This window comes from Enterobacter sp. GER_MD16_1505_Eko_090, assembly GCF_003331015.1.
Lineage (GTDB): Bacteria > Pseudomonadota > Gammaproteobacteria > Enterobacterales > Enterobacteriaceae > Enterobacter > Enterobacter roggenkampii.
In genome coordinates, this window is sequence record NZ_PUQF01000005.1 from 135,461 (window position 1) to 157,341 (window position 21,881).

Below are 21,881 nucleotides of genomic sequence, written 5' to 3' on the forward strand. Positions count from 1 at the left end.
AATCATAAATCCATGAAATAAGTTGGTATTAAGCATAGCGCGAGGATATGTAAATAAGAATAAACAACGGGCCGGGATGGAGAAAAAAGCGACATATCGTGCAAATCATTGTGCCCGGCAGCGCTACGCTTGCACGGGCCTACAAAATCCCAGGCCGGGTAAGGCGAAGCCGCCACCCGGCACACGGGCATCAGGCCGTGCGCGCCACCGCGTCACGCGAGGCCGCATCGCGCGCTTCACCGGTCAGCTCGCTCAGCCTGCCGTCGCGCATCTCCAGCAAGCGGTCAGCGTGAATAAAGTAATGATCGTCGTGGCTGATGGCGAAAATGGTTTTGCCCATCTCCTGCATCAGCGGCAGCAGCACCTGATAAAACTCGCGGCGGAAGTGCGGGTCCTGATCCGCCGCCCACTCGTCGAGCAGAATGATGTCACGCTCTTCCGCCAGCGCCAGCAGCAGCGCCACGCGTTTTTTCTGCCCTTTGGAGAGTTTGAGGTTAAGGATCTTGCCGTCCTGAAGTTCCAGCTTGTGCGACATCTGCAGGTGCGCCAGCCATTTTTCCACCAGCGCAGGATTGGCCTGCTGCCCTTCCGGACCCAGCAGCCGATCAAACAGCCAGACGTCGGTGAACACCGCCGAGAAAAGCTTGCGGTAATCCTCGGGCTTCTCCGCGCTCAGCGCCGTGCCATCCAGTAAAATCTCGCCCGACTGCGGCTGATAAAGCCCGGTGAGCAGCATCGCCAGCGTCGATTTACCGCTGCCGTTGCCGCCAATCAGGAACAGCAGCTCGCCGCGGCGGATCGTCAGATTGAGCGGCCCCACGGAGAAGGCGCTGTCCTGATAGCGGAACGTGACGTTACGCAGCTCGAGCGTCTGCCAGTTCGGGAAGGCCTGCGGGCGCGGGAATTCGGGCTTAAACGGCGCGAGATCGAATTTTTTGAGTTTATTAAAGGCCACCTGCGCACTCAGCAAGGTGGGCAATGCGCCGACCGCCGAGAGCAGCGGCGTGCGCAAAAACAGCAGCGTCAGTGAGTAGGTTGCCGCGACGTTGGTATCCGCCCAGCCCAGGCTATTCGCCATCCAGAACACAAGGCCAATGGCGCCCAGCATCATAATGTTTGACCAGTTCACCGCGCTCAGGTGGAAGGTATCGGCGCGAATGATATGGTGCCGGTATTCGCGCGCGTCCGGAATATAGAGATGGTTAAAGATATACTCGGCGCGCTCGCGGTTCAGGGTGAGTTCTTTGCGCCCTTCCAGTACCGTCTGGTAATCGTTATAGAGCTTATCTTCGGTTTCGCGCAGGACCGCCATGTGTTTATAGACGCGGGACACCAGCACAAAACCGCCCCAGATGGTGATGGCAATCCACAGCGCAGTCACCGCCAGCATTTTGCTGGAGAGCCAGGCGAGATAGGCCGCCGAGCCGAAGGTCAGAATGATCCCCTGCACCAGCTCCGGCAGACGAACGAACGCGATAGTAATGGCGCGAACGTCGCTGGTCAGCCCCGCCAGCAGGGAGGCGCTGCCGAGCTGCTCGACGCGCTCGACCTGAGTGTCCAGGATGCGCTTGATAAACTCGCTGCGCAAACGGAAAACGAAATGGTGGCCGAGCGCGGTCAGTGCCAGCTGGGAGCCGAGCGTAACCGCCATCAACAGCAGCAGCAGGCCAAGAAACTCCGGCAATACGGAGAGCGAGGTGTCGACCATTTCAATCAACCGCACGTTAATAAACGCGATCAGGCCAATACCCAGCGCGGCGCTGGCCAGGCTTAACGCCATGACGGCGACGAAGGGCCAGCGGTACTGACGCCAGACGAGGAGAAGTAGTTGCATGCAGGCAATCCGGACAATAAAAATCAGCCAGCAGTGTAAACTGCCCTGCGCGGACATCAAGAATAATTCTTATTTTAGTTTACTGTACCCCGCCTGACGGAAGGTCAGATTAAAGCGGTACTCGCCCGTGAGGGGGTGAACGCCGGGTTTCAGCGGCTGAATGCCGTGATAGTAAAGCCGCGATTCCCTGCCCCACACCACCACATCGCCATGTTCCAGCATGATGCGTTTGAGCGGATCGTTGCGGCGTAATCCCCCAAACTGAAAGACGGCGGGCAGGCCTAACGATACCGAAACGATAGGCGCGCGCAGATCGGGCTCATCCTTGTCCTGATGCAGCGAGAGCTTCGCCCCGACAGCGTAGCGGTTGATCAGGCAGGCGTCAGGACGGAAGTCAGGATAATCCGCCGCCACGGCAGCCTCGTGACAAAGTGCCTGGAAAACCGCAGGCATGGGAGGCCACGGCCGACCTGTCGTGGGATCGTTCGGAGCATACACATACCCACGTTCGTTTGTCGCCCAGCCCAGTTCGCCGCAGTTAGTCATGGCCACCGACATGGTGTAGCCGCCCGGCGTCACCATATGGCGAAACGGTGAAGCCGCTGTGACCTCTTCAATACCGGCAAGCAACGCCTCCGCACGGGAGAGAGCAAAGCGGCGCAGGATAACCGCCCCCGGCGCAAGCGGCTCCTGCCAGGGTTCAGCATCCGCAAAAAGATCGAGCATTATCCCTCCCGGCGTTTCGCCTCACGTTTTAGCAATAGCGCTTTTCGCGCCGTTCCCCAACGATAGCCCGACAGCGCGCCGTCGTTACGAACCACGCGATGACAGGGGATCACAATCGCCAGCGTGTTGGCCGCACAGGCGCCTGCTACGGCGCGTACCGCACCGGGTTGACCAATCGCCTGCGCCACCTGCTGGTAACTTGCCGTTTCACCGCAGGGAATTGCGCGAAGGGCCTGCCAGACGCGCTGCTGGAACGCGGTACCGCGAATATCCAGCGGCAGCGCAAGCGGTACGTCGCGGTTATCAATACTGGCAATGACCTGGTGGATCCGCTGTACGAAGGCGTCGTCCCGCGGCGCGTGCGTTGCTTTTGGAAATTGCGTGGCAAGCTCTGCGGTTAATTCAGCATCGGTGTCACCCAGCAGAATCGCGCAGATCCCCCGCTCGCTTTCGGCGACCAGACAGCGTCCTAACGAACAGTCATCGATGGCATACCGAACGGCCACCTCTCCTTTACGGTACTGCTTCGCCGTCATGCCCAACGCATCGTTGGCTTTACGATAATAGCTGCTGCTGTCGGGAAATCCCGCTGCCAGCACGGCATCGGTAATTTTGTCTCCCTGCGCAAGCGCGGTGCGCAGACGCTGACCCCGCGCCGCCTGCTGCCAGGCTTTTGGCGTCATGCCGGTCACGGATTTAAACAGGCGGTGGAAATGGAAAGGACTCATGGCAACCTGCTCCGCCAACCTCTCCAGAGTTAGCGCAGGATCCTGCTCCAGAAGCCGGCAGGCGTGTTCCACTTTTGCCAGCTTTTGCGCCTGCGGATCGCGCTTGTCCGGCATGCAGCGCTTGCACGGACGAAAGCCCGCCTGAGCGGCGTGCCGGGCATCGGGATAAAAGCGGACATTTTTACGCAGCGCGTGGCGGGCGCGGCATGACGGACGGCAGAAAATACCGGTCGTCTGCACGGCGAAGACAAACTGATCGTCAGCGAGCGGATCGCGGGCCAGCACGGCCTGCCAGCGATCCTCATCGGTAGTGAAGGTTGGGTTTTTCATGATCGGCTCCTCGTATAAGCATACATAGAGCGTGCCTGAGCGCCACCGATAAAAAACCCGCAACCTTGCTTTTTAATTTTTGTCGCTGACCAGGAAACTGTTGAACTGCGGCGAGCTCCAGGTTTTAAACCCGTCGCCCTCTTTGGTGATCATATAAACCGCCAGCCCTTCCTGACGGACCACCTCTTTGGCTTTCTCCGGGCCAAGAACCATTAATCCGGTATCCCAGGCATCCGCTTCGAGCGCGGTGGGGGCAATGACCGTCACCGAGACCAGGTTATGCGTGATGGGGCGGCCGGTCTGCGGATCAATCACGTGCGAAATACGCTTCCCGTCAAGCTCGTAATAGTTGCGATAGCTTCCGGAGGTGCTGATGCCATGTCCGTTGATATCCACTATCGCCTGCACGGCATTTTGCCGATCCGTCGGTTTTTGAATCGCCACGCGCCACGGTTTATCGCTGGCGTTCATGCCCCGACTGACCAACGCGCCGCCCACGGAGACCAGATAACGGGAAATCCCCTCCTGCGCCATCAGTGCAGCAAGATGATCCGCCGCGTAGCCTTCCCCGACCGTCGACAGATCGACAAACAGATCGGGGATATCTTTTTGCAGGTACTGCTGCCCGTACTGGTTGATGACGGTCAGATGCTGTAGCCCGGTCCGGGCGCGGGCGTCATCAATGGCCGCCTGTTCGGGCGTCTTCACCGGCTGTTTATTCGGGCCAAATCCCCAGAGGTTCACCAGAGGACCGACGGTCACATCCATCGCCCCGTTGGTTTTATAACCTACGCGCATTGCCTCGGTCACGATATCGGCCATCGCCTCGCTCACCGGCCACAGAGAGGTGCTGGTTGAGAGGTTAAAGCGCATCAGCGCCGAGTCATTTTTATAGGTCGACAGCAGCTGATCGTCGGCGTCCAGCTGTGCCTGGATTTTGCCGCGAAGCTCATCCGTGCGCGTTTTATCGAGGTTCATCACGCTGACGCGCCAGAAGGTGCCCATCGTTTTGCCTTCGAGCACCGTCGCGGCAGGTGCGTCGGTTTTCGCCACGGGCGCGGGATCGTTACACGCGGTCAGGAAAAAAAGCATAGCCAGAAAGCTGGCGCGTAAAAAAGTCATGTCCATTCATTATTATCCTCATGCCAGGGCGGCAAGAGTACACCAAAACGGGTGAGTTGTGAGAATCAGAAAGGCACAAAAAAAGGGGCCATCAGGCCCCTTACGTCACACGATGGCGCGATTAGAACTGGTAAACCAGGCCCAGCGCGACGATATCGTCAGTACCGATACCCGCCTGACGGGTGAATTCATTTTCATCAACCAGGTTGATTTTGTAATCCACGTAGGTGGACATGTTTTTGTTGAAGTAGTAAGTCGCACCCACATCAACATATTTCAGCAGATCCTGATCGCCGAAGTTTTCGATGTCTTTGCCTTTAGACTGCAGGTAAGCCACGGATGGACGCAGGCCGAAGTCGAACTGGTACTGAGCAACCACTTCGAAGTTCTGCGCTTTGTTAGCAAAGCCGTAAGCGGTAGTTGGGTTGCTGCCGTTAGAGGTACCAAAACGAGTTGCGTTGTAGGTCTGAGAGTACTGTGCTGCCAGATAGATGTTGTTGGCATCGTACTTCAGGCCACCAGAATAGACTTCTGCGTGATCCCCTTTACCGTATACGCCCAGTGCGTTCTGATCGGCGGTACGTTTGGAGGAGGACATCGCACCACCCACGCTGAAACCTTCGCCCAGGTTATAGGTCACGGATGCACCGTAGCCATCGCCGTTCTGGTTCAGCAGGCTGCGACCGTCGGTGTTTTCACCGCTTACGCTGCCGTTTTTGCCCTGATACTGCAGAGCAAAGTTCAGGCCATCAACCAGACCAAAGAAGTCCTGGTTACGGTAGGTTGCCACGCCGTTAGCACGAGACTGGAGGAAGTTGTCGGCACCATAGGTGTCTCCACCGAATTCAGGCAGAACGTCGGTCCAGGAGGTCACGTCGTAAATCACGCCGTAGTTACGACCGTAATCGAATGAACCTGCTTCCGCGAACTTCAGACCTGCAAAGGCCACACGAGTCCAGGACTGGTTGTCGCCTTCGTCTTTGTTACCCTGAATCTGGTATTCCCACTGGCCATAACCGGTCAGTTGATCGTTAACCTGAGTTTCACCTTTGAAGCCAAGACGCATGTAGGTCTTGTCGCCGTCGTTACCCTTGTCGTCAGAGAAATAATGCAGACCATCGACTTTGCCGTACAGATCTAATTTGTTGCCATCTTTGTTATAAATTTCGGCCGCATTTGCTGCGCCTGCTACCAGGAGTGCTGGTACCAGGAGGGACAGTACTTTAACTTTCATTTTATTAACCCTCTGTTATATGCCTTATAATTGCCACTGCTTACTGGTTAACCCTCATTAACCAGTCGGCAATTTCATTCTCCGCAAAATTACAGAATAATCCAATGCGAATATGATACGAAAACTTTGAAGATGTTTCATTTTTCCATCAAGATGTTTCAAAATGTAAATATCAAGGAACTTTTACAAAGCACAAATAGCTTATAAATTTAGCACTTATAATCAAAAGAAAAATCATACATATAGTAATCAATAACTTATAATAAAAATCGTTACAGCACTGAATGACAAAACAAGATCGCGGCTAATCTCTAAAATATCTCTCGCTATCATCATTAACTTTATTTATTACCGTCATTCAGTTTTGAATGTCTGTTTATCCCTAATTGAGCCGGATGCTTCGCATTCGGTTTTTTTTTACCTTTCTTTACGCAACGCCTCATTTTTTGTGCTACCGCACCGAAATTGTAACGACTATTAACTAAATTCTCCCCGGCGATCGTTCGCTAACACACAATTGATGTAAAACTTAATTTCTTGTTAATTCGTGCTATTTGCTGGCCAGCCGCACTTTTTATTTGTACGCGCAGGACGAGTTTGTACATGTTTACCGCGCCACCCGCCGCCGGTATTGTCCGTTGAAAAAGTCGCCTGTTCCCGGACGGTGGCGCTGGAAATTCAGTTATTACCCTTTATACTGCCCTATCGCCACAGAGCATGACCATGACGGGTTAAAGATATCAATGAGTCAGACTGAAACCACCGCCCCGAGCAAATTCTCCCTCCTCCCCGGGAGCATCACCCGTTTCTTTCTTCTTTTGATCGTTGTGCTGTTAGTGACCATGGGGGTGATGGTACAAAGCGCGGTTAACGCCTGGCTGAAGGATAAGAGCTATCAGGTCGTCGATATCACCCACGCCGTGCATAAGCGCATCGATACCTGGCGCTACGCCACCTGGCAGATTTACGACAATATTGCGGCCGCCCCGGCCTCCTCATCCGGAGATGGACTTCAGGAGACGCGGCTTAAGCAGGATGTCTATTACCTCGAAAAACCGCAGCGTAAGACTGAGGCGCTCATTTTTGGCTCTCACGACAGCGCAACGCTCGAGATGACACAGCGTATTTCGACCTATCTGGATACCCTCTGGGGGGCCGAAACGGTGCCGTGGTCGATGTACTATCTGAACGGTCAGGACAACAGCATGATCCTGATCTCAACGCTGCCGTTAAAAGATCTCTCTTCCGGGTTTAAAGAGACCACCGTGGGCAGCATCGTCGACTCCCGCCGGGCAGAGATGCTGCAGCAGGCGAATGCCCTTGATGAACGTGAGAGCTTCTCTTCCCTGCGTCGTCTGGCCTGGCAAAACGGTCATTATTTTACTCTGCGCACCACCTTCAACCAGCCAGGACATCTGGCGACGGTAGTGGCCTTCGATTTACCGATTAACGATTTAATCCCGCCGGACATGCCGCTCGACAGCTTCCGTCTGGAGCCCGACAACAGCACCCAGAACATGCGTGCGGCATCTGACAAAGAAGCCGCAGAAAGCGTCTCGATCTCCTTTAACGGCTCAAAAATCGAAATTGCCTCATCCCTGAACTCGACCGGTATGCGTCTGGTGTGGCAGGTGCCGTTTGGCACGCTGCTGCTCGACACGCTGCAAAATATCCTGCTGCCTCTGCTGCTGAATATCGGTCTGCTGGCGCTGGCGCTGTTTGGCTACAGCACCTTCCGTTTCCAGCCGGGGCGTCAGAGCGACGCCTCTGCGGTCCCGGCAGGCACCAGCAATGAACTGCGCGTGTTACGTGCGCTAAATGAAGAGATTATTTCCGTGCTGCCGCTTGGGGTCTTAGTTCACGATCAGGAAGCGAATCGTACGGTAATGAGCAATAAAATTGCCGACCATCTGCTGCCGCATCTTAACCTGCAGAACATCACCACCATGGCGGATCAGCACCAGGGGGTGATCCAGGCCACCATCAACAATGAGCTGTACGAGATCCGTCAGTTCCGCAGCCAGGTCGCCTCCCGCACGCAAATTTTCATCATTCGCGATCAGGATCGCGAGGTGCTGGTGAATAAAAAGCTCAAGCAGGCGCAAAGACTGTATGAGAAAAACCAGCAGGGGCGCGCCGCATTTATGCAGAACATTGGCGATGCCTTCAAGCAGCCGTTAAAAACGCTGGCGACCCAGGCGGCGGCGTTAAATACGTCAGAAAGCCACCAGCTTGCCTGTCAGGCCGACTCGCTGGTCAGAATGGTTGACGAGATCCAGCTGGCGAACATGCTGGAGAATGATTTCTGGAAAGGAACACCAACCCTCTTCTCTATTCAGGACCTGATCGATGAAGTCGTTCCGGAAGTCCTGCCCGTGATTAAGCGTAAAGGGTTGCAGCTGCTGATCAATAACAATCTTCCGGCAAATGACGAGCGCCACGGCGATCGTGAAGCGCTGCGCCGCATACTGTTGATGATTATTCAGTACGCGGTGACGACCACGCAGATCGGCAAGATCACCCTCGAAGTCAGTACGGAGGAGTCGGCAGAAGACCGCCTGACGTTCCGCATCCTCGACACCGGGGAAGGCGTCACCACGAGTGAAATTGATAATCTCCACTTCCCGTTCCTGAACGACACGCAAAGCGATCGCTACGGCAAGGCCAATGCCCTCACCTTCTGGCTGTGCGATCAGCTGGCGCGTAAGCTCGGCGGCCATCTGAATATCAAAGCCCGTGAATCCCTCGGCACCCGCTATTCTCTGCACGTGAAAATGGCGGCCAATCCGCAGGAAGAAGATGAAGAGCGTCTGCTGGATGATGTCGTGGTGATGGTCGATGTGACCTCGAACGAGATCCGCAATATTGTCGTTCGTCAGTTAGAAAACTGGGGGGCGGCCTGCATCACGCCGGATGAAAGACTTGCAAGTCAAGAATTTGATCTGTTTTTAACTGATAATCCGTCTAATCTTACTGCCTCCGGCTTGCTTTTAAGCGATGATGAGTCAGGCGTGCGGAAAATCGGCCCTGGCCAGCTGCGCGTCAACTTTAATATAAGCAATGCGATGCAGGAAGCTGTACTACAACTAATAGAAGAGCAGCTGGCGCAGGAAGAGATAGCGGAATCCCCGCTTGGCGGTAATGAAAATGCCGAGCTTCACGCCAGCGGATACTATTCACTCTTTGTTGATACAGTACCAGATGATGTTAAGCGGTTGTATACTGAGTCCGCTGCGAATGATTTTGCAGCGCTGGCACAGACAGCACACCGGCTTAAAGGGGTGTTTGCCATGCTTAATCTGGTTCCCGGCAAGCAGTTATGTGAAACGCTGGAACATCTAATTCGTGAGAAAGATGCCTCTGGCATTGAAAAATACATCAGCGACATTGACGCCTACGTCAAAAGCTTGCTGTAGCAAGGTAGCCTTATACATGAACAATATGAACGTAATTATTGCCGATGACCATCCGATTGTACTGTTCGGTATTCGCAAATCACTTGAACAGATCGAGTGGGTGAATGTAGTCGGTGAATTTGAAGACTCTACAGCACTGATCAATAACCTCCCAAAGCTTGATGCACACGTGCTCATTACCGATCTCTCCATGCCCGGAGACAAATACGGTGATGGGATCACGCTCATCAAATATATTAAACGTCACTTCCCGGATATCTCGATCATTGTTCTGACCATGAACAACAACCCGGCGATCCTGAGCGCGGTACTGGATCTGGATATCGAAGGGATTGTGCTGAAACAGGGCGCACCGACCGATCTGCCTAAAGCGCTTGCGGCGCTGCAGAAAGGCAAGAAGTTCACGCCTGAAAGCGTTTCTCGTCTGCTGGAAAAAATCAGCGCGGGTGGCTACGGTGATAAACGTCTGTCGCCGAAAGAGAGTGAAGTTCTGCGCCTGTTCGCAGAAGGTTTCCTGGTGACCGAGATTGCCAAGAAGCTGAACCGCAGTATTAAAACCATCAGCAGCCAGAAGAAATCAGCGATGATGAAGCTGGGTGTGGACAATGATATTGCGCTGCTCAACTATCTCTCCTCCGTGACGCTGAGCGCAACGGATAAGGATTGATCTCCACTGTAAATGCCGGGTGGCGCTGGCGCTTACCCGGCCTACAAAACCCGCAGGCCCGCGCAAGCGCAGCGTCGCCGGGCAAATAAAAAAGGCCCTTCCGGGCCTTTTTTATATTCTCGTTTTTCTCACGCGCTCTGCGTAAATCGACAATGTCTGCTTCAGCACGTCCAGCGTCACCGGTTTCGACAGACAGCTGTCCATGCCTGACTCCAGACAGCGCTGCTTCTCTTCCGCCAGCGCGTTCGCCGTTACGCCCACCACCGGCAGCGTCAGGCCAAGCTGCCGGATGCGCTGCGTCAGACGGTAGCCGTCCATGTTAGGCATGTTGACGTCGCTCAGCACGATATCAATATGATTCTTACTCAGCACGTTCAGCGCATCCACGCCGTCATTGGCAGTTTTGCACTGGTAGCCCAGCGATCCAAGCTGGTCAGCCAGCAGGCGGCGGTTAATCGGATGGTCATCCACCACCAGAATCATCATATCGTCATTCACCGACGCCAGAGACTCCGGTGACGGCAATCCGCCCGCGCCGTCGCGCTCTTCCAGCTCCACTTTGTAGATGCGTGCCAGCAGGCTCAACAGCTCGTGCGGCGTCGCAACACTGTGTACCCATTCCCCAGGCGCGCGCTCGACGGGAATGCCGATGTGGCGACGGCAGAAGAGCACCGACCCTCTCCCCTGCCACGGCTGCTCCTGCATCTCGTCGGCGATCAGCACATCGTCAACGTCCGGTGTTTGACCTTCATAGCGGCACACCCTCACGCCGCAGTGGGTCAGCAGCGCCGTCAGATAGTCATTCAGCGAGGCGTTATGCACCGCCAGCCAGCAGCGCTTATCGCTCAGGCCATCTACCGTGGCTTTTGCCGGATATTGCGCAGAATAGAGCGGAATGCGGATGGTGAACTGGCTGCCCATGCCGGGCTCGGTATCTACGGAGATATCGCCGTCCATCATGCTGACGAGCTTCTCACAAATCGCCAGCCCCAGTCCGGTGCCCTGGAAGTTACGCTGCACGCCGGTACCGACCTGGAAGAACGGATCGAACAGGCGAACCACCTCCTTCGCCGGAATGCCGACCCCCGTGTCGCGCACGCGAATGCTCAGGTAATCCCCTGCCCGGCAGACGTGCAACACAATACAGCCGGTATCCGTAAATTTGATGGCGTTGCTGAGCAGGTTAGAGATGACCTGCTGCAGGCGCATCGGATCGCCGTGCAGCGTCAGCGGCACGTCCGGTTCGATAAAGCAGTAGAGCCCCAGCTGTTTACGCACCACCAGCGGCAGATAGTTGGCGCTGATGTGGTTCATCACCTCGCGCGGTGAAAACTCGCGCGGCTCGATTTTCAGCTGCTCGGACTCAATTTTAGAGAAGTCGAGAATATCGCTGATGATTTTCAGCAGCAGGCTGGAGGAGTTGTTCATCGCCGTCACCAGCCGGTCGACGCCTTTCGGCAGCTCTTTAGTCTGCAGCAGGTCGAGGTTACCGATGATCCCGTACAGCGGCGTACGCAGCTCGTGGCTGACGGTGGCAAGGAACATGGATTTTGACTGGCTGGCCTGCTCCGCCGCCTGCGCCATCTCCTGCAACGACTCTTCCATCTTCACGCGCGCGGAGACATCCACCAGCACGCAAATCGCCACGTTTTCATTGCGATAGCGGGAATGGACAAAGCTGATCTGCAGGTTGGTGTGCGTACTGGTGAGCACGTCAACGAAGTTAACCTGCTGACCGCAGATAATCTGCGTCAGCCTCTGCCGGTCTTCGTGCGTCAGCATGTTCAGGTAGTTATGCGCCAGTTCGTTACTCAGGATGTTGGTCCCGTCCTGGGTACGCAGGATACAGATCCCCACCGGCGCCGAGGCAACAATCTTGCGGTTAAACTGCTCGTGTTCCTCCAGGCGCTGGGCGTCGCTTTCGGCGGGAATAAAGATTTTCCGCTCATACATGCGCGCCAGCGTAAACAGCGCGCCCCCCGCCAGCAGGTTGAGCAGAATTGCATTCATGATAAGAATGCGTATCCGCTCAAGCACCATATCCACCGGCAGCGAATAGACGATACTCAGCGACGAAGGCGGCAGACTCTTCTTCAGCACCAGCTCGCGGAAGCCCGAGGTATAGCCAAACCACGACCGCTCCTGCATCCAGTGCGGTTCGACGTTCAGCCGGTTATCGGGCCCGGCAAGCGAGATCAGCTGATGGCCGTTTTCATCCAGAATGGTCACCCCCATGGGCAGGCTGCCAGGGGTGAAGAAGTTTTCCATGCGGATGGTCTGCTCAATCCCCATCAGCGCCTGCAGGCGATTACCGAGATAAACCGGCGTCAGGGCATAGAAATAGCCCACGCCGGGGCGCGGGCCCTGGCTCACCCAGAAGATGTTATTCCCGCGCTCGTCCTGTGGTGCATTGCGGTATTTCACAATACGTTCATGCAGGCTTTTCAGCGCATTGTCACGCTCAACGGGCACGTCGCGCAGGCCAAAGTCAGCCATGCAGAGATTTTCGCTGCCAATCAGGAAGACGCGGTTCAGGTCATAGGCGGCGGAGAAGTTGTCGCGCCAGTAGCGCATAAACCAGGCTAGCGATTCCAGCGACCCGCGCCAGGTATTGCTCATGGTGGAGCAATCGGAATCCGGGAACAGCGGCTGGAAGTCCGGAACTTCGGTTTTGTCGTTACGCCCGCGGAGCGCAAGAATACCGTTTTCCGCCGTCAGACGATTCTCGGCAATATACTTCAGCTCCTTCATGACGTCAGACGTTCGCTGAATGTAGCGCTGGGCCTGGTCGGAGCTTAAGTTAAACTCCTGGCGGATCTCCGCTTCTTTCTGATGCAGCGCATTAACGATGTAAAACACCGAGAACAAGGCCACCAGCAGCCAAAGCAGGAGCGCCAGCGCTCTAAACAGATAGCGAGAGACTTTCAGCGTAGTACGAAAGGAGACGAGGTATTTCAAGGGGGCGAGGCTCCGCCGTCGGGGTCAAAAGAATGTGGTTAAGGTAGCGGTAAACGCGCCAGGTCGCAACGTTGACTTATCTGCTTCTGCAAAAGAAAAGGGCCGGAATCCGGCCCTTTTTTACATCAGGAGACATTACTCGTCAGCGTCATCCGCTACGTCATCGTCGGTGTCGGCTTCTGGCGCGATGTCCTCATCGCCTTCCGCGACGCTACCGTCGATGGAGTCGAGCTCTTCGTCATCCACCGGCTCGGCAACGCGCTGCAGACCCACCACGTTTTCATCTTCCGCTGTACGGATGAGGATCACGCCCTGAGTGTTACGGCCCACCACGCTGATCTCAGACACGCGGGTACGCACCAGCGTACCGGCATCGGTGATCATCATGATCTGGTCGGCATCGTCTACCTGCACCGCGCCGACAACGGAACCGTTGCGCTCGGTCACCTTGATGGAGATAACGCCCTGCGTGCCGCGAGACTTGGTTGGGTATTCCCCTTCCGCCGTACGTTTACCGTAACCATTCTGCGTGACGGTCAGGATAGCCCCTTCACCGCGCGGAATAATCAGAGAAACAACGCTGTCTTCGCCAGCCAGTTTGATACCACGCACGCCCGTCGCGGTACGGCCCATTGCACGGACGGCGTCTTCTTTGAAGCGCACCACTTTACCGGCCGCAGAGAAGAGCATGACTTCATCGGAGCCCGAGGTCAGATCCACGCCAATCAGCTCGTCGCCTTCGTTCAGGTTCACGGCGATAATACCGGCAGAACGCGGACGGCTGAATTCGGTCAGCGCGGTTTTCTTCACGGTACCGCTGGCGGTCGCCATAAAGACGTTCACGCCCTCTTCGTACTCGCGTACCGGCAGAATGGCGGTGATACGTTCGTTCGCTTCCAGCGGCAGCAGGTTAACGATTGGACGACCACGTGCGCCACGGCTTGCTTCCGGCAGCTGATAGACTTTCATCCAGTACAGACGACCGCGGCTGGAGAAGCAGAGGATCGTGTCATGGGTGTTCGCCACCAGCAGGCGGTCAATAAAGTCTTCTTCTTTAATACGTGCTGCAGATTTACCTTTACCGCCACGACGCTGTGCTTCGTAGTCCGTTAACGGCTGATACTTCACGTAGCCCTGGTGAGACAGGGTCACCACAACGTCTTCCTGGTTGATCAGGTCTTCGATGTTGATGTCCGCGCTGTTGGCGGTGATTTCGGTGCGGCGCTCGTCGCCGAACTGATCGCGGACCAGCTCCAGCTCTTCGCGAATCACTTCCATCAGGCGCTCTGCGCTGCCCAGGATATGCAGCAGCTCAGCAATTTGTTCCAGCAGCTCTTTGTATTCGTCGAGCAGTTTTTCATGCTCAAGGCCGGTCAGTTTCTGCAGACGCAGATCCAGAATCGCCTGGGCCTGCTGTTCAGTCAGGTAGTATTGACCGTCACGCACGCCGAACTCAGGTTCCAGCCATTCAGGACGCGCCGCGTCATCGCCCGCACGTTCCAGCATCGCGGCGACGTTGCCCAGATCCCACGGACGGGAAACCAGCGCGGTTTTCGCTTCCGCCGGGGTTGGCGCACGACGGATCAGCTCGATGATCGGGTCGATGTTGGCCAGCGCAACCGCCAGCGCTTCAAGGATGTGCGCACGGTCACGCGCTTTGCGCAGTTCGAAGATGGTACGACGGGTCACCACTTCACGGCGGTGACGGACGAACGCGCTCAGGATCTCTTTCAGGTTCATGATCTTCGGCTGACCATGGTGCAGCGCAACCATGTTGATACCGAAGGAGACCTGAAGCTGCGTCTGGGAGTACAGGTTATTCAGGACAACCTCACCCACCGCGTCGCGTTTGATCTCAATCACGATGCGCATGCCGTCTTTATCAGACTCGTCACGCAGCGCGCTGATGCCTTCAACGCGTTTTTCTTTTACCAGCTCGGCGATTTTTTCAATCAGACGCGCTTTGTTCACCTGATACGGGATCTCGTGAACAATAATGGTTTCACGGCCAGTTTTGGCGTCCGCTTCTACTTCAGCGCGGGCACGGATGTAAATCTTGCCGCGGCCGGTACGGTACGCTTCTTCAATGCCGCGACGACCGTTGATGATCGCCGCCGTCGGGAAGTCCGGGCCCGGGATGTGTGCCATCAGCCCTTCAATGCTGATGTCTTCATCGTCGATATAAGCCAGACAGCCGTTGATCACCTCGGTGATATTGTGCGGCGGAATGTTGGTTGCCATACCGACCGCGATACCGGACGAACCGTTCACTAACAGGTTCGGGATCTTGGTGGGCATCACATCTGGGATGCGCTCGGTGCCGTCGTAGTTATCGACGAAATCAACGGTCTCTTTTTCCAGGTCGGCCATCAGCTCATGAGCGATTTTCGACATACGGATTTCCGTATAACGCATCGCCGCAGCGGAGTCGCCGTCGACTGAACCAAAGTTACCCTGACCATCTACCAGCATGTAGCGCAAGGAGAATGGCTGCGCCATACGAACGATGGTGTCATAAACGGCGGTATCACCATGCGGGTGATATTTACCGATGACGTCACCGACGACGCGGGCAGATTTTTTATAGGCTTTATTCCAGTCATTGCCCAATACGTTCATGGCGTATAGTACGCGACGGTGTACCGGCTTAAGGCCATCGCGGACGTCCGGCAGCGCACGGCCAACAATGACCGACATCGCATAGTCCAGATAGGAGCTCTTCAGCTCTTCCTCGATGTTAACCGGTGTAATTTCTCTCGCAAGGTCGCTCATCTAACCGCTATCCCTCTACTGTATCCCGGATTCAAAGGTCGCAAATTATAACACAGCCGAGGTGATTGAGGTAAACCTATACGCTTTATTCACAGGGATTGCCTGATATACTCATTCGTCTTGCTAAATAAGGAGTAAAAGCGCCCATGAATGCCGAAAAATCCCCGGTGGCTCACAACGTTGACCACGAAGAGATTGCCAAATTTGAAGCGGTGGCGTCCCGCTGGTGGGATCTCGAAGGCGAGTTCAAACCGCTGCACCGTATTAACCCGCTGCGTCTGGGCTATATCGCGGAGCGCTCCGGCGGTCTGTTCGGTAAAAAAGTGCTCGATGTCGGCTGCGGTGGCGGTATCCTGGCGGAAAGCATGGCGCGCGAAGGGGCGAACGTCACGGGCCTGGATATGGGCTTTGAACCGCTGCAGGTTGCTCGTCTTCATGCGCTGGAGTCTGGCATACAGGTGGACTACGTGCAGGAAACCGTGGAAGAACACGCGGCAAAACATGCCCATCAGTACGATGTGGTGACCTGCATGGAGATGCTGGAACACGTTCCCGATCCGCAGTCCGTGGTGCACGCCTGTGCAAAACTGGTGAAACCGGGTGGACAGGTCTTCTTCTCGACCATCAACCGCAACGGTAAAGCCTGGCTGATGGCCGTCGTTGGCGCGGAGTATGTGCTGCGCATGGTGCCGAAAGGCACGCATGACGTGAAGAAATTCATCAAGCCTGCGGAACTGTTAAGCTGGGTCGACCAGACGTGGCTCAAGGAGCAGCATATCACCGGCCTGCATTACAATCCGCTGACCAATAAATTCAAACTCGCACCGGGCGTTGATGTTAACTATATGTTGCATACAACCGCCAAAAACGACTAACGTCATTCGTTATTCTTATAAAGATTGCGCGACATCATGTTGCGCAATTCTGACCGCCCGTTGAAGAAATCAGCACTCGATCAAATTTTGAATTTTTTTTCTTAATTATTGACATGTCTTCCAGGCCTTACAGCACGAGGACTTAGCCTTTTTTACCCTTTCACAACCTCAATTTAACGTCAAAATCAACCCTTGTACTGAAAAGAATCCTTACTAGAATACTCACCATATAGCGTTTTTCTTATCGCAAACCCCCTATATGTAGTATTTATCCACAGAGTTAGTCACAAGACGGTTCTGTGGATAAGCGGGGGATATTTTTTTATTTCACGGACAGGTAAACCCCACATGAATCAGAGTCTGCTGGTGACAAAGCGCGACGGTACTACCGAGCGTATCAATCTGGACAAAATCCATCGAGTTCTCGACTGGGCAGCAGAAGGACTGAACAACGTATCTATCTCCCAGGTTGAACTGCGTTCACACATCCAGTTCTACGACGGCATCAAAACGTCTGATATCCACGAAACGATCATTAAAGCGGCGGCGGACCTCATCTCCCGCGAAGCACCGGATTATCAGTACCTCGCTGCACGTCTGGCGATTTTCCACCTGCGTAAAAAAGCCTACGGCCAGTTTGAGCCGCCGAAGCTTTACGATCACGTGGTGAAAATGGTTGAGCTGGGCAAATACGACACGCATCTGCTGGAAGACTATACGGAAGAAGAGTTCGAGCAGATGAACGGGTTTATCGATCACTGGCGCGACATGAACTTCTCCTACGCGGCGGTGAAGCAGCTCGAAGGCAAATACCTGGTTCAGAACCGTGTAACCGGTGAGATCTACGAAAGCGCCCAGTTCCTCTATATTCTGGTGGCCGCCTGCCTGTTCTCTAACTATCCGCGTGACACCCGTCTGGATTACGTGAAGCGTTTCTACGATGCGGTATCGACGTTCAAGATTTCACTGCCGACGCCAATCATGTCTGGCGTGCGCACCCCAACCCGTCAGTTCAGCTCCTGCGTACTGATCGAGTGCGGTGACAGCCTGGATTCCATCAACGCCACGTCCAGCGCCATCGTGAAATACGTTTCCCAGCGTGCCGGTATCGGCATCAACGCCGGTCGCATCCGTGCGCTGGGCAGCCCGATTCGCGGCGGTGAAGCGTTCCACACCGGCTGTATCCCGTTCTATAAGCACTTCCAGACGGCAGTAAAATCCTGCTCTCAGGGCGGCGTGCGCGGCGGTGCTGCGACCCTGTTCTACCCTATGTGGCACCTGGAAGTGGAAAGCCTGCTGGTCCTGAAAAACAACCGTGGTGTTGAAGGCAACCGCGTGCGTCACATGGACTACGGCGTGCAGATCAACAAGCTGATGTACACCCGTCTGCTGAAGGGCGAAGAGATCACCCTGTTCAGCCCGTCCGACGTCCCGGGCCTGTATGACGCGTTCTTCGCCGATCAGGACGAATTCGAGCGTCTGTACACCAAATACGAAAAAGACGACAGCATCCGCAAGCAGCGCGTGAAGGCGGTGGACCTGTTCTCCCTGATGATGCAGGAACGTGCCTCTACCGGCCGTATCTACATCCAGAACGTTGACCACTGCAACACCCACAGCCCGTTTGATCCGGTGGTTGCACCAGTGCGCCAGTCTAACCTGTGCCTGGAGATCGCCCTGCCGACCAAACCGCTGGAAGACGTGAACGACGAAAACGGTGAAATTGCGCTGTGTACGCTGTCCGCGTTCAACCTGGGTGCCATCAAGAGCCTGGACGAGCTGGAAGAGCTGGCCGTGCTGGCGGTTCGTGCGCTCGACGCCCTGCTGGACTACCAGGATTACCCAATCCCGGCCGCGAAACGCGGTGCGATGGGGCGTCGTACCCTGGGTATCGGCGTGATCAACTTCGCCTACTGGCTGGCGAAAAACGGCAAGCGTTACTCCGACGGCAGCGCCAACAACCTGACGCACCAGACGTTCGAAGCGATTCAGTACTACCTGATGAAAGCGTCCAACGAGCTGGCGAAAGAGCAAGGCGCGTGCCCGTGGTTCAACGAAACCACCTACGCGAAAGGCATTCTGCCAATCGACACTTACAAGAAAGACCTGGATGCGATCGTCAGCGAGCCGCTGCACCTCGACTGGGAAGGCCTGCGCGAGTCCATCAAGACTCACGGCCTGCGTAACTCCACGCTCTCTGCCCTGATGCCGTCTGAGACCTCTTCGCAGATCTCTAACGCCACCAACGGTATTGAGCCGCCGCGCGGCCACGTCAGCATCAAAGCCTCGAAAGACGGCGTGCTGCGTCAGGTGGTACCGGATTACGAGACGCTGGGTGACAACTACGAGCTGCTGTGGGAAATGCCAAACAACGACGGCTACCTGCAGCTGGTGGGTATCATGCAGAAGTTTATCGACCAGTCGATCTCTGCCAATACCAACTATGACCCGACGCGCTTCCCGTCCGGCAAGGTGCCGATGCAGCAGCTGTTGAAAGACCTGCTGACCGCCTACAAGTTTGGCGTGAAAACACTGTACTATCACAACACCCGTGACGGTGCGGAAGACGCGCAGGATGACCTGGTTCCGTCAATTCAGGACGATGGCTGCGAAAGCGGCGCATGTAAGATCTAATGTAAATGCCGGGTGGCGCTACGCTTACCCGGCCTACGTTTTTAGGACACACTCATGGCATATACCACCTTTTCACAGACGAAAAACGACCAGCTCAAAGAGCCGATGTTCTTCGGCCAGCCGGTCAACGTGGCACGCTACGATCAGCAAAAATATGACATCTTCGAAAAGCTGATTGAAAAGCAACTCTCCTTCTTCTGGCGTCCGGAAGAAGTGGACGTCTCCCGCGACCGTATTGACTACCAGTCTCTGCCGGATCACGAAAAACATATCTTCATCAGCAACCTGAAGTACCAGACGCTGCTGGACTCCATTCAGGGCCGTAGCCCGAACGTGGCGCTGCTGCCGCTGATCTCGATTCCTGAGCTGGAAACCTGGGTGGAAACCTGGGCGTTCTCCGAGACGATCCACTCCCGCTCTTACACCCACATCATTCGCAACATCGTGAACGATCCGGCGGTGGTGTTTGACGATATCGTCACCAACGAGCAGATCCAGAAGCGCGCGGAAGGCATTGCCCATTATTATGATGAGCTGATCGAGATGACCAGCTACTGGCACCTGCTGGGCGAAGGCACTCACCATGTGAACGGTAAAACCATCACAGTGAACCTGCGCGCGCTGAAAAAACAGCTGTACCTGTGCCTGATGAGCGTTAACGCGCTGGAAGCGATCCGCTTCTACGTCAGCTTCGCCTGCTCCTTCGCCTTTGCCGAGCGCAAGCTGATGGAAGGCAACGCCAAAATCATCCGTCTGATTGCCCGCGATGAAGCCCTGCACCTGACCGGCACCCAGCACATGCTGAACCTGCTGCGCAGCGGCACGGACGATCCGGAGATGGCGGAAATCGCCGAAGAGTGCAAGCAGGAGTGCTACGACCTGTTCGTGCTGGCGGCTCAGCAGGAGAAAGAGTGGGCAGACTACCTGTTCCGCGACGGCTCCATGATTGGCCTGAACAAAGACATCCTGTGCCAGTACGTTGAGTACATCACCAACATCCGCATGCAGGCGGTCGGTCTCGACCTGCCGTTCCAGACGCGCTCTAACCCTATCCCGTGGATCAACACCTGGCTGGTGTCCGATAACGTGCAGGTTGCGCCGCAGGAAGTGGAAGTGAGTTCTTATCTGGTCGGTCAGATTGATTCTGAAGTCAACACCGACGACCTGAGCGACTTCCAGCTCTGATGTCACGCGTCACGTTAAGTCTTTCCGGCACTGAGGTACTGTGTCGGGAAGAGCACCCTTCTCTGCTGGTGGCGCTTGAGGCGCATCAGGTCGAAGTAGAGTACCAGTGTCGTTCCGGCTACTGCGGCTCTTGCCGCTGCCGTCTGGTCGCCGGCCAGGTGGACTGGCTGACCGAACCGCTGGCCTTTATCAACGAAGGGGAAATTTTGCCCTGCTGCTGCCGGGCAAAAGGCGATATCGAAATCGAGATGTGATGGTGTCGGGTGGCGCTTCGCTTACCCGACCTACAAAACCGCAGTTCGTAGGCCGGGTAAGGCGCAGCCGCCACCCGGCAATTTCAGCGTTTATCCTTCAGGAAGCTCACCGCTTTATCCGGGAAATCCGTAAACAGTCCGTCCACGCCCGCCTGGTTATATAACACCTTATAAAGCTGATTTACATCCGTGGCATACGGCGGCAGCTGGTCTGCACGCACGGTGTACGGATGCACCTGCATCTTGCTGGCATGCGCCTCTTTCACCATCGCCGTCAGCTTCACGTGTCCCGGCGTTGAGCCTTCCGCCACCAGCATGTGGTAATCCGGCCCGATGCCGTCGGCGTACTGCGCAATCTGCTTCATCGCACCCGGCTTAAACATCCAGTCGTAGCTGTAGTTCACCCACTTGCCGTCCGGCTGCTTCTCCTGGGTTTCATTCCAGTCGGTATAGGCAATCAGCTGCACCAGATTGAGATCCATCCCCCTCTTCGGCTCCAGCTTGGTTTTGATGCGCTTCAGCTCGGCGGCGTCAAAACACTGCAGGTAGACTTTGTCCTGCTTGCTGGTGTAGCCGTACTGTTTGAGCACCTCCAGCGTCTTCGCGGCAATGTCTTTCCCTTCCTGATGGTGGAACCATGGGGCTTTGATTTCCGGGTAGATGCCGATGTTTTTACCGGTGGAGTGGTTCAGTCCCTGAACAAACTCAATCTCTTCCTGGAAGGTATGGATCCGGAAGTCAGATTTGCCCATCGGGAAACGTCCCGGATAGACCTGCACCTTCTTGCCGTTTTCAATCTCGAAGCCTTCGGTAAACTTCAGGGAGCGGATCTCCGCCAGCGTGAAGTCAATGGCGTAGAAGCGGCCATCTTTGCGGGCGCGATCCGGGAAACGCTCTGCCACGTCCGTCACGCGGTCAAGATAATGGTCGTGCAGGACGACCAGCTGGTCGTCCTTCGTCATCACCAGATCCTGCTCCAGGTAATCCGCCCCCTGCGCATAGGCCATCGCTTTTGCCGGCAGCGTATGCTCTGGCAGATAGCCGCTCGCACCGCGGTGGGCAATAACGATTTTATCCGCCGCCAGCGCGGAGCCTGTCATCAGGCCCGCCAGCAGCAGGCCGGTTGCTAACTGAGTTAATTTCATC

The 21,881-nt window shown here is 55.6% G+C and carries 14 protein-coding genes; 6 read left to right on the forward strand and 8 right to left on the reverse strand.

The window, feature by feature from the left end; all coding sequences use genetic code 11:
- Window positions 1-190: 190 nt before the first annotated feature.
- From C6A40_RS07560 to C6A40_RS07580, 5 genes are all read right to left on the reverse strand, one after another.
- On the reverse strand, window positions 191-1,834 hold the full coding sequence (locus C6A40_RS07560; protein ID WP_032664075.1) for a multidrug ABC transporter permease/ATP-binding protein: 1,644 nt from the start codon (window positions 1,832-1,834) through the stop codon (window positions 191-193).
- A 69-nt stretch (window positions 1,835-1,903) separates the two neighbouring features.
- Window positions 1,904-2,560: a DNA oxidative demethylase AlkB gene (gene alkB, locus C6A40_RS07565; RefSeq protein WP_045334324.1), complete on the reverse strand. Its 657-nt coding sequence runs from the start codon at window positions 2,558-2,560 to the stop codon at window positions 1,904-1,906.
- Window positions 2,560-3,618 carry a bifunctional DNA-binding transcriptional regulator/O6-methylguanine-DNA methyltransferase Ada gene (ada, locus tag C6A40_RS07570; protein ID WP_045334323.1) on the reverse strand — a complete coding sequence of 353 codons (1,059 nt, stop codon included), beginning with the start codon at window positions 3,616-3,618 and terminating at the stop codon, window positions 2,560-2,562. The genes alkB and ada overlap by 1 nt, the downstream gene beginning before the upstream one ends.
- Window positions 3,619-3,690: 72 nt before the next feature.
- Window positions 3,691-4,746 carry an FAD:protein FMN transferase ApbE gene (apbE, locus tag C6A40_RS07575; protein ID WP_008500243.1) on the reverse strand — a complete coding sequence of 352 codons (1,056 nt, stop codon included), beginning with the start codon at window positions 4,744-4,746 and terminating at the stop codon, window positions 3,691-3,693.
- Window positions 4,747-4,861: 115 nt separating this feature from the next.
- On the reverse strand, window positions 4,862-5,974 hold the full coding sequence (locus C6A40_RS07580; protein WP_008500242.1) for a porin OmpC: 1,113 nt from the start codon (window positions 5,972-5,974) through the stop codon (window positions 4,862-4,864).
- Between the two features lie 743 nt (window positions 5,975-6,717).
- Here C6A40_RS07580 and rcsD point away from each other — a divergent pair.
- Together rcsD and rcsB are read left to right on the forward strand one after the other, a co-directional pair.
- Window positions 6,718-9,390 (forward strand): phosphotransferase RcsD, encoded by a 2,673-nt coding sequence (gene rcsD / locus C6A40_RS07585; protein WP_021241536.1) that lies wholly within the window; start codon window positions 6,718-6,720, stop codon window positions 9,388-9,390.
- 16 nt (window positions 9,391-9,406) lie between these two features.
- Window positions 9,407-10,057 carry a response regulator transcription factor RcsB gene (gene rcsB / locus C6A40_RS07590; RefSeq protein WP_003859405.1) on the forward strand — a complete coding sequence of 217 codons (651 nt, stop codon included), beginning with the start codon at window positions 9,407-9,409 and terminating at the stop codon, window positions 10,055-10,057.
- A gap of 111 nt (window positions 10,058-10,168) precedes the next feature.
- On the opposite strand, the gene rcsC is transcribed toward rcsB, so the two are convergent.
- Complete coding sequence (gene rcsC, locus C6A40_RS07595; RefSeq protein WP_008500240.1) at window positions 10,169-13,015, reverse strand: two-component system sensor histidine kinase RcsC; 2,847 nt, start codon at window positions 13,013-13,015, stop codon at window positions 10,169-10,171.
- Window positions 13,016-13,150: 135 nt separating this feature from the next.
- The gene (gyrA, locus tag C6A40_RS07600; protein WP_008500239.1) at window positions 13,151-15,787 is read right to left on the reverse strand and encodes a DNA topoisomerase (ATP-hydrolyzing) subunit A; all 2,637 of its coding nucleotides are present in this window, start codon (window positions 15,785-15,787) and stop codon (window positions 13,151-13,153) included.
- 146 nt (window positions 15,788-15,933) lie between these two features.
- On the opposite strand from gyrA, the gene ubiG reads away from it, so the two are divergent.
- From ubiG to yfaE, 4 genes are all read left to right on the forward strand, one after another.
- Complete coding sequence (ubiG, locus tag C6A40_RS07605; RefSeq protein ID WP_021241539.1) at window positions 15,934-16,662, forward strand: bifunctional 2-polyprenyl-6-hydroxyphenol methylase/3-demethylubiquinol 3-O-methyltransferase UbiG; 729 nt, start codon at window positions 15,934-15,936, stop codon at window positions 16,660-16,662.
- A gap of 348 nt (window positions 16,663-17,010) precedes the next feature.
- Window positions 17,011-19,296 (forward strand): class 1a ribonucleoside-diphosphate reductase subunit alpha, encoded by a 2,286-nt coding sequence (gene nrdA, locus C6A40_RS07610; protein ID WP_008500237.1) that lies wholly within the window; start codon window positions 17,011-17,013, stop codon window positions 19,294-19,296.
- Between the two features lie 54 nt (window positions 19,297-19,350).
- A complete protein-coding gene (nrdB, locus tag C6A40_RS07615) occupies window positions 19,351-20,481 on the forward strand; it encodes a class Ia ribonucleoside-diphosphate reductase subunit beta (RefSeq protein WP_008500235.1) in 1,131 nt (376 codons plus the stop codon).
- Window positions 20,481-20,735, forward strand: coding sequence for a class I ribonucleotide reductase maintenance protein YfaE (gene yfaE / locus C6A40_RS07620; RefSeq protein WP_008500234.1), 255 nt, complete (start codon window positions 20,481-20,483; stop codon window positions 20,733-20,735). Before nrdB ends, yfaE begins: the two co-directional genes overlap by 1 nt.
- A gap of 83 nt (window positions 20,736-20,818) precedes the next feature.
- On the opposite strand, the gene glpQ is transcribed toward yfaE, so the two are convergent.
- Entirely contained in the window at window positions 20,819-21,880 is a 1,062-nt protein-coding gene (glpQ, locus tag C6A40_RS07625) for a glycerophosphodiester phosphodiesterase (RefSeq protein ID WP_045334321.1), read from the reverse strand.
- Window position 21,881: the final 1 nt, after the last annotated feature.